At 52.7% G+C, this 9,715-nt stretch carries 8 protein-coding genes; 1 reads left to right on the top strand and 7 read right to left on the bottom strand.

What is annotated here, in order from left to right; all coding sequences use genetic code 11:
• Positions 1-338: 338 nt before the first annotated feature.
• The 7 genes from C5O24_RS08230 to rplM form a co-directional block, all read right to left on the bottom strand.
• Positions 339-1,187: a hypothetical protein gene (locus tag C5O24_RS08230; RefSeq protein WP_107036191.1), complete on the bottom strand. Its 849-nt coding sequence runs from the start codon at positions 1,185-1,187 to the stop codon at positions 339-341.
• A 71-nt stretch (positions 1,188-1,258) separates the two neighbouring features.
• On the bottom strand, positions 1,259-3,514 hold the full coding sequence (locus tag C5O24_RS08225; protein WP_107036192.1) for a TonB-dependent receptor: 2,256 nt from the start codon (positions 3,512-3,514) through the stop codon (positions 1,259-1,261).
• Positions 3,515-3,752: 238 nt separating this feature from the next.
• Entirely contained in the window at positions 3,753-5,168 is a 1,416-nt protein-coding gene (locus C5O24_RS08220) for an ATP-dependent DNA helicase (RefSeq protein ID WP_107681690.1), read from the bottom strand.
• 90 nt (positions 5,169-5,258) lie between these two features.
• Positions 5,259-6,251, bottom strand: coding sequence for a translation elongation factor Ts (gene tsf, locus C5O24_RS08215; RefSeq protein WP_107681689.1), 993 nt, complete (start codon positions 6,249-6,251; stop codon positions 5,259-5,261).
• 35 nt (positions 6,252-6,286) lie between these two features.
• Positions 6,287-7,111 (bottom strand): 30S ribosomal protein S2, encoded by an 825-nt coding sequence (gene rpsB, locus C5O24_RS08210; RefSeq protein WP_107034783.1) that lies wholly within the window; start codon positions 7,109-7,111, stop codon positions 6,287-6,289.
• 107 nt (positions 7,112-7,218) lie between these two features.
• Entirely contained in the window at positions 7,219-7,605 is a 387-nt protein-coding gene (rpsI, locus tag C5O24_RS08205) for a 30S ribosomal protein S9 (RefSeq protein WP_107034784.1), read from the bottom strand.
• Between the two features lie 11 nt (positions 7,606-7,616).
• Complete coding sequence (gene rplM, locus C5O24_RS08200) at positions 7,617-8,096, bottom strand: 50S ribosomal protein L13 (RefSeq protein ID WP_107034785.1); 480 nt, start codon at positions 8,094-8,096, stop codon at positions 7,617-7,619.
• A gap of 352 nt (positions 8,097-8,448) precedes the next feature.
• Here rplM and C5O24_RS08195 point away from each other — a divergent pair.
• The coding region (locus C5O24_RS08195) for a DPP IV N-terminal domain-containing protein (RefSeq protein WP_205961082.1) at positions 8,449-9,715 on the top strand (1,267 nt) is incomplete at its 3' end.

Raw genomic sequence — 9,715 nt, 5'->3', positions numbered from 1 at the left:
GCCATAACGCCAATGCCACCAGCGCGATACCCGTCAGGGCGGCGGCTATGGCAAGCGTTGCGTAGAAATCGATAATGATACCATGTTATAGTTTTGTCAAATATTTGCGTTATCAACTGTAGCGCACACCGCCAAGATTCTGACAATCAGCACAACAGAGCCAACCATCAGTCATTCCACGGTTACTACGCAGGATTTCTGACGCAAATTTAGTCAAAAAAATCGGCATTTCTTTCACAATCCAGACCTCTTTTTCATGGATAGGATGTTTTTTTTCGCCATTTTTTCGCTTCGATTTGATACACCTACTACACAGTCAACACATCAACACAATCGCGTCATCGCATATATACCCCCTCAAAATATGCCTTCACCGAATAACCGGCCGAGGTGACGTAGCTGAGTGTCGACTCACCGAACAGACTGACGTCGACCAACAGATCGCGCACTTCATAGTCGCGCCGAGCCATGCCACCTATATAAGGCACCGCGACATCCGCCGACAGACGGTAGCCTCCGGCATAAAATTCCACGCCAAGCGAGCGAAGCTCCATAGAATCGGGCGCCACACGGCCACCGAGATCAAAACGGGGTTCGCTGACCGTCATCACAGCCGCCCCGGCCGACGGATCAATATCTATGGCATAGACCGTTTTGGTCGACACAACCGACTCCGGCTGATCGCTGAGGTCGACCGACTCCGTCGTGCCGCATAGCACCGTATGCAACGGAACAAACGTCACTCTGTGGCTATCCGAGGTGAAACTGACCGCCAGACCATCGGTCAGGCGTCCGTCAATCTCACGCGGAGCCTGATAAAGAATGGAAACGTCTGTAAGAACAGGCTCCGGCACATCTTCGGGAGCCACCTCGGAAGCCGCCACTCTTCGCGCCTCTCCGTCAAACACCCAGGCAACACCCCTGAACCGAAGCACACTCCCCCGCTCCGATTCACTCCATCCCTGATTCGAGATCACCACCAGAGCCGTCTTATCGTCGTCATTAAAAGCCACGCTGCAACTGACATCGGGCAATATCCCGACAACGCCGGAGGTATCTGTCATCACGGCTATGGACGGAGTCGTAACTGCTGTTGCTATACTGGCCTGCGGATCATCATCGCCACTGCACGAGCAGAGCTGGAGCGATAGCGCTACAGCAGTAATCGAAGCTTCAAACCATCTCATATAGCGAAGTCATTAATTAAGTAAATCTACACCTTTAATAACCCCGCCACAGCCGCAATGGTTCCCACCGGTCAGTCGGCAGCGTTCGAATCGAACGATAAGCGGGCGGTAACGCCCCACGTCAAAGGTTTTCCGCGCTGCACAAAAGTGTTGCCGATCGACTTGAATGAAAACACCGTATAACGGGTATCCGTAAGGTTCTCGCCCCACACCTCTACTGTCAGGAACTTATGAGTGGCGCTCGCCGAGAGTCCGAGAGTGGCATAAAACGGCTGACGTATGGAATTATCCTCATCCCAATAGAAGTCACCGACACCGCGCACCCGGGCATTGAATGACATCGCGTCGATCCATCTACCCACCGGAAGGCGATAGGTGGCCGAGGCGAAAAAAGTATTGCGGGGCGCGTATGGCACCCGGTTACCCTGGAAGTCGGTCAGACCGTCGGTAAACTCCACAAACTTGGCATTGGTATATCCATAACTTGTATTGAAAATCCACTGCGACGTAGGAGAATAACGCACCTGCACCTCAGCGCCGAAACTGCGGGTCTTTCCGGCATTGGTAGTGATACGCCCCGTCGTGGAACCGTCAGGAAACATGGTCAGCTGCTGGTCGCGACAGTCGATATAGAATAGCGACATATCAGTATGCACCCTGCCGTCGGCACAACTCACATGGGCACCGACCTCATAGTTCCAGCTTCGCTCCGGACGGTAGCTCAGGATCTCGTTTATATCATACTCGACCGGACGACCCATCTCCGACATGAGCTGCTGCTGCAACACATCACTGAACATCTGAGTGTTGTAGCCCCCTGTCTTGTAGCCCTTGCCCACCGACGCATACACGTCGCTCTCGCCCGGAATCGGAAGCCGATAGCACACATTCACCTTGGGCAGAAACTCCAGAAAGTGTTCTTTCAGCCTGTCAGACTGATCGATATTGATTTCTTTCGACCCCATCGGACGACCGTTTTTCATTGTCATTGTGTAGGATGTCGACACATGACTGTGATAACGGAGCGCGACATGCTCATAGTCGAGCCTCACACCCGCCGATAGCGTCCACCGTCCCAGCTTCAGATCGCTCTGGTGATAGGCCGCCAGCCCGTAAACCGGTATGCGGAAGTCACTGCCTAGCACAAACTGATCATCATTCCACGTCACGTTGAAAATCGGATTACGGTTGACATTGTCTACAATCAGACGCTGTATGCCATGCTCCTTGAATGTCACCGGAGCGTGCATCGAACTGTGCTTGTAGAATGCAAACAGCCCCCCCAGCCATGAATACCGGTCGCCGGCATTACCACGGGCCACTATATCCTGCGTAAGATTTGTTTCATGACGCCGCTGCGTAAGCGTGAAATAGCTGAGCGGCAGAAAGTCCTGGTCAAGCGTCATATTGTCGTCGATATACTGCACCGACGTGATGCTCGAAAGAGTCCAGCTGTCACCTCGCCACTTCAGCGTAAATCCGTCGGACAGGATATTACGCCGATAGAAACACGTGTCATTGTAGTTGATCTCGTTTCCGGCAAGATACTCGTAGGGATAACCGCCGTTACGGTCGAGCGTGAACGACATGGTATTGTCCACACTCAACCGCTCTGTAGGCCTCCATGCCGTCTTCCATCGCAGACTGCCTCCCTTCTCCTTGTCGGCCTTGTATCCATGATAGCGATTGGTGTAATATCCTCCCCGGAAATTGAAATATCCCGCTATGCCCATGCCTAGATTCTCGCGGAGCAGAGCATACTGCGATGCGGCGAGCCGTATCGACTCCCCTTTGCCGGCCTCGCCCATTATGCGCGTGCCCTGATAGTCGAGCGGCGACAGGGTATAGATATTGATCTGTCCGGCCATGGTGTTGCGACCGTACAGAGTGCTCTGCGGGCCGCGTATCACCTCCATTCGGCTTATGTCGGGCAGATCGAAATCGTATGCATCCTTATTGAGAAAAGGCACATTGTCGACCGACAGACCCACAGCCGGCTGATCCATGCGCGCCCCTATGCCGCGGACGTAGATACTCGAAGTCATGCGGCTGCCATAGTCGGGCATATAGAAATTGGGCGCGATCTCGCTGACGCCCTTCAGCGTGCGTATATTCAGACGCTCTATACGGCTTTGGCCAAGCACCGTCGACGATGTAGGCTGCAGACGTATATCGGGCGACTGTTTTATGGAAGTCACCGACACCTCCTCAAGCCATTTTGTAGAATCAGGAGCCATCTCGTGCTCACCGCCGTCGGCCAACACCGTGAACGACTGCGCCGTAGGCACGGCCACAGCCACCAATGCAATGATTTTTTTTGATAACATGGCTGCAAAGTTACGGTTTTATTCGCTATTTTCATGCAACAGTTCGGTAATTTTTGAGCAGGCATAGCTGTATCGCACTGATACACAACAGTTTGCATTGATATTGAATTGTTATTGCATCTTATTGATATTCAATTGAATATGCAAATTTTACCGAACTATTGTAAAGAGAGTGTAGGTACAAATTATCCTCTCCCTACCATTCCGGCACATCATTCCGGAATAATGACTTGAAACATCACAATGTCTTGATATCTGGATTTATCAGATACAACCGCCCCGTGGCTCTGGTGATCGAAGTGTATAGCCACCGATAGAAGTCAAGACCTTGTGCTTCCGGCGGGACGTAACCCATATCCACATACACATCACTCCACTGGCCGCCCTGCGATTTATGGCAGGTGACAGCGTATGCATACTTGACCTGCAAAGCATGGAGATAAGGATTCGACCGCGAAGCCTTGAGCCTGTAGGCCATCGGAGTCTGCGAAGCAAATCGGTCAGGATCGTTAATCACACCTTCAAGCAACTGCGCAGCTTTTTCAGCTCCCAGCGCCGGTGAGTCCGAATTCAACGCATCAAGACATATCTTGCAGTCGAGATCCACCTCACGGTCTGGCATAGTTATCGATACATCCGCAAATCTCAGACCATATTTTGACTCGGTCCCGTTCACACGGTTTACAACCGCCATATCTCCGTTGGCTATAAAATCCAGCCCTTTCGTCTTGGCACTCCACAGATAATTGTTCTTCACCACCAGCAGACGCTCTCCCACACACAGCTCCTCCTCGCGTCCGAGAATAGACGCACGTATCGCAGCATTAAACTGAGTGGCACGCCTATTGGAACGCGTAATTACTATCGTATCGTCAATCCCAGCATCGGCGTAAGACCGCTCAATCTGATCCTGAAGCTCTTCGCCGGGCAAAGCCACGACATCGCCGAATCCTTTCAGCCTAATCTGCGGCTCCGGCAACGGATCGCGACGCATAGCCCTCCGCAGCCATGTGGCATTGTACAGTATTCCGGATCCCGCGCCCTGACGTACCACCTCGGTCATCACAGCATGAGTAACCCGTAGCCCCGATTCTTTCAAACGCGCTACATTCATTGCCGGACTCTCACTGCAACCCACCGGAGGCAACTGCGCGACATCGCCCAGCAATATCATCCGGCATCCGTCGCCTGAATACACATACTGAATAAGATCCTCAAGCAGACTGCCTCTGACGTCGCCCGCCGACTGCGACTCCCCTATCATCGAAGCCTCGTCGACAATAAAAACACCTCCAGTCAGATTATTGTCGGCCACCTCCGCAGTACCAAAGCCCAAGCCTGTGCCGTCGGTCCGATATATGCGCCGGTGTATGGTCGTGGCAGGCAGCCCTGCGAACTTACTGAACACCTTTGCGGCACGTCCTGTAGGCGCAAGCAAAACCACAGGAATCCGGGCATCGCGCAAAGCACGCACCAAAGCACCCGTCACCGAAGTTTTGCCCGTTCCCGCATACCCATTGAGCAGAAACACGGCATCACTCGGCATCAGCGGCGAACAAAAACGCGCAAGTGCGGCTATCAGTTGCACCTGCTGATCATTAGGCACATACGGCAGGTTCAGCAGTATGCTTTCAGCAAACTCATCAATATTCATCCGGCATTTTACAGTAAAACAATCGGCGCTACCCCGATGGATTACAAGGGATAGCGCCGATCTGTTTCAGGATCTGTCTTTACAGGATCATCAGTCCTGATTGAGGTTTACGCGCTTGAAGTCAACTACAACCAGTCCCTTCGAGCTCTTGTCGAGATACTGACCGATTGTCACGGTAGCATCCTTGATGAACTCCTGCTCCATGAGCACAGACTCCTTGTAGAACTTGTTGACGCGACCCTTTGCGATATTCTCTATCATCTGGGCAGGCAGATTGGCAGCCTTCTGCTCGGCGGTTTCCTTGGCGATAGCACGCGCCTTGTCGGCCTCCTCTACAGTAAGCCATCCCTTGGCGATGTTGCTTTCGATGTGAGCCTCCGAGTCAACGAGATTGGGGTTGATGCCGGCCTTCTTGAGAGCTGCCTCGACAGCCTTCTTGACCTGCTCTTCCTTAGTCTTGTCAACAGCAACCTTGTATTCGGTATCAACAACCGAAGCCGGCACAGACTCGATGCTTACAGCCACAGGGTTCATCGAAGCCACCTGCATGGCCACGTCGCGGCCGAGCTGATAGTCAACATCAGCCTGATTGAAACCGACGATGGTAGACAGCTTGTTGCCAAGGTGATCGTAAGCGGTCGTAGACTCAGCCTTGACCCACTCATAGGCACCGATTTCCATCTTCTCACCGGTCTTGCCGCTCTCCTCTACAACGAGATCCTGAATGGTCTGACCATCTATTGTCAGAGCCTTGAGTTCCTCGATGTTGTTGGGACGGCACTCCATGGCCACGTTAAGTATCTTGCGTGTCGTTTCAACGAATCCGGCGTTCTTGGCAACAAAGTCGGTTTCGCACTTGAGAGCGACGATAGCGGCAAATGTGCCGTCGCTGGCCGACAGCGAGCATCCCTCGGAAGCTTCCCTGTCCTCGCGCTTGGCAGCCACTGCCTGACCCTTCTTGCGCAGTATCTCCACGGCAGCGTCAATATCGCCGTTGGTTTCGGCGAGCGCTTTTTTGCAGTCCATCAGGCCGGCGCTTGTAAGGTGGCGCAGCTTGGTGATTTCTGCCATTGTAACAGCCATATCTGATTGGTGTTTTAGGTTGTTGTAATTACTTATTATTCAGCGGCAGGAGCTTCGGTTGCGGCTGTTTCCTCACCGTTCTCTTCACGGCGCGGAGCGCGGCTCACTCTGCGGCGCTCGCGGCGGGGTGCCTGACCCTCCTCACCGGCAGCGGCAGTGTCCACCTTCTCCACTTTGCGCTCCTCCAGACCCTCGGCCATCGCATTGCAGACAGTGCTCAGGATCAGATCAATGCTCTTGGATGCATCATCGTTGGCGGGAATTACGAAGTCCACGTTGTTGGGATCGGAATTGGTGTCGACCATAGCGAACACCGGTATGCCCAGACGGTTTGCCTCGGCCACTGCGATGCGCTCTTTGAGTACGTCGACAACAAAGAGAGCCGACGGCAGACGGTTGAGGTCGGCGATCGAGCCGAGAGTCTTCTCGAGCTTTGCGCGCTGACGTGTGATCTGCAGCTTCTCACGCTTCGAGAGGTTGTCAAAAGTGCCGTCCTTCGACATCTTGTCGATAGAAGCCATTTTCTTGACAGCCTTACGGATGGTGGGGAAGTTGGTCAGCATGCCGCCCGGCCATCTCTCGATGACGTAAGGCATGCCTATGGCCTGGGCTTTTTCAGCCACGACCTGCTTGGCCTGTTTCTTGGTTGCGACGAAGAGCACCTTCTTGCCCGATTTAGCAATGCTCTTCAGCGCGTTGGCGGCCTCTTCTACCTTGGCGGCAGTCTTATAGAGGTCGATGATGTGGATACCGTTGCGCTCCATGAAGATATAGGGCGCCATAGCAGGATTCCATTTTCTTTTGAGGTGACCGAAATGGCAACCTGCTTCTAAAAGTTGGTCAAATGTAGGAGTTGACATTGTTTCTTGATTGTTTACGTTCTTTTGTTTTCAACCCCGCAGTAAGGATTCCAAACATCCGTCTGCAGGATTTAGATTCTAAACACTAAGCTCTGAGCTGACAGTCATTAACGTTTGGAGAACTGGAAGCGCTTGCGAGCCTTGGGCTGACCGGGTTTCTTACGCTCTACAGCGCGCGGGTCGCGGGTCATGAAGCCCTCTTTGCGGAGTGCCGGCTTGTCGTCGGGATTGATTTTCACCAGTGCGCGGGCGATAGCCAGACGCAGAGCCTCGGCCTGACCTTTGTAGCCGCCACCGTCGAGATTGACACGGATGTCATACTTCTCGTTGACGTCGAGAGTCGAAAGCGGCTGACGCACGATGTACTGAAGGATGGAAGAGGGGAAATATACATCAAGCGGACGATGGTTGATGACGATCTGTCCGTTGCCTTCCCTTACGATGACGCGAGCCACAGCGGCCTTACGGCGTCCTACTGCATTTACTGTTTCCATGCTTCTGAGGATTATTTGAGTTTGTTGATGTCGATCACCTCGGGATTCTGAGCCTCATGGGGATGCTCGGCGCCATTGTAGACGTGCATGTTGCCGATGATGGCACGGCCAAGACGGTTCTTGGGAAGCATGCCCTTCATCACCTTAGTGAACAGGGGATTGTAACCGGGCTTGAGGTGCTTGTTGAGAGCTTTCTTCATAAGCACTTCCGGAGTAGCCTCACGCTGACCACCGGGATAGCCGGTATATGACAGATATTTACGGTCAGTCATCTTTTTGCCGGTCAGAACAATCTTTTCGGCGTTGATGATGATCACATTGTCGCCGCAATCAACATTGGGCGAATAGCAGGGCTTGTACTTGCCGCGCAGGATTTTCGCAACCTTAGCGCACAGCCGTCCCAGCACCTGATCGGTAGCGTCGATCACTACCCATTTTTTCTCAACGCTCTGCGCGTTGGGGGTCACTGTTTTGTAGCTTAAAGTATCCACTTTGAAACGGTTAATTAATAAATTGTTTACATCCGCAAAACTCCGCTATCCGGCCAATGGACACCGGAATTCCTACGGTTGATTAATGCTAATCGGGCATAATCGGCTGCAAAGGTAATATTTTTTCACACCATACGCAAGCGTTACAGCCTTATTTTACAAAGATTTTTATTCCAAAGCCACAAAACCACAAAAAGTCGCCACATCCGACTTCTGCCGGCTGCATCGACGCCACACCGACACAAAACGTCATTGACAACCAACACAATACACAATTCATATTAAACATTCGTTGTTTTTGACCGCAAAACAATGTAATTTTGCAACAGAATCATTATCATCCAATCATAAAATGAAACATTTACTCACATTGACCCTTTCGGCTGCGATCGGACTGGGAAGCCTCATGACTGCCCATGCCGACGCTCCGACCACAGGCAACCCTCACGAGCTTGCACAGCGGTTTGCCGGAGGCAAGTTGTCCAACATGCTATTTTCCACCACAGTCGACCCGCACTGGTTTCAGCAGGGCAATAAATTCTGGTACAGCTATAAGACGGCACAGGGAACACGCTGGTATATCGCAGATCCGGCAAGCCGCCGCCAGACCGAACTGTTCGACCATGACCGTATGGCGGCTCAACTCACCGAGATCGTTAAAGATCCCATGATCGCCGCATCGCTGCCGATACGCAATCTCGAAGCATCGGCCGACGGACGCACATTCACATTTGAAGTCACATCGACCATCGACGCCAAACCTAAAAAAGACGCCGACGGCAAAGAAAAGAAACCCAAGGCAGGCGAAAAAGAGATATTCTATTTCAGCTACGACACCTCCACCGGCAAGCTGACACACCTTAAAGACAAAGAAGAAGAGAAGAAACAGCTCGACTGGGCCTCGGTTTCACCCGACGGGCAGACTGTAGTCTACGCCAAAGACCTCAACCTCTACCGCATGAGCCGCGCCGACTACGAAAAGCTCAAGAAAAACGAAAACGACTCAACCGTCACCGACATACAGCTCACAACCGACGGAGTGAAAGATTTCGGCTACGGACAGCCTTATTCCACACTCAACACCGACACACTCTGTAACGGCAAGCGCAAGAGAGCCTACGGACTATGGTCGCCCGACTCCCGCTATTTCCTCACCAATATTTCCGATGACCGAAATGTAAAAGAGTTGTGGGTCATCAACTCCGTCGCCGAACCACGCCCGACCCTGGAAACATACAAGTACCAGATGCCCGGCGAAAAAGAGGCGCCCGAAGAACATGTCTACCTCTTCGATATGACCGACAACTCACGCAAAGAGATCGACACAAGAAAATTCAAAAACCAGACCATATCACTCGCCTACCGGCCATACCGTCACCGTCAGAGAGGCATGTACGACCAGCCGGCTGTCTGGCTCGGCGACAACAACCGCTTTTTCCTCACCCGCTCCAGCCGTGACCTGCACCGCATTGACATCTGTTCCTACACCATCGGCAGCGACACCATTGTTCCGGGTATAGAGGAACGCATGAACACCTATCAGGAAGTGCGTCCTCTCGGAGCGATTGCCGGAGGAAAGGAACTCGTGCAATGGAGCGAGCGCGACGGATGGGCACACC

This window comes from Paramuribaculum intestinale, from assembly GCF_003024925.1.
In the GTDB taxonomy this organism is placed as follows: Bacteria; Bacteroidota; Bacteroidia; order Bacteroidales; family Muribaculaceae; genus Paramuribaculum; species Paramuribaculum intestinale.
Note: the sequence above shows the minus strand (reverse complement) of the source record. Positions and strands in the feature narration are given on the sequence as shown.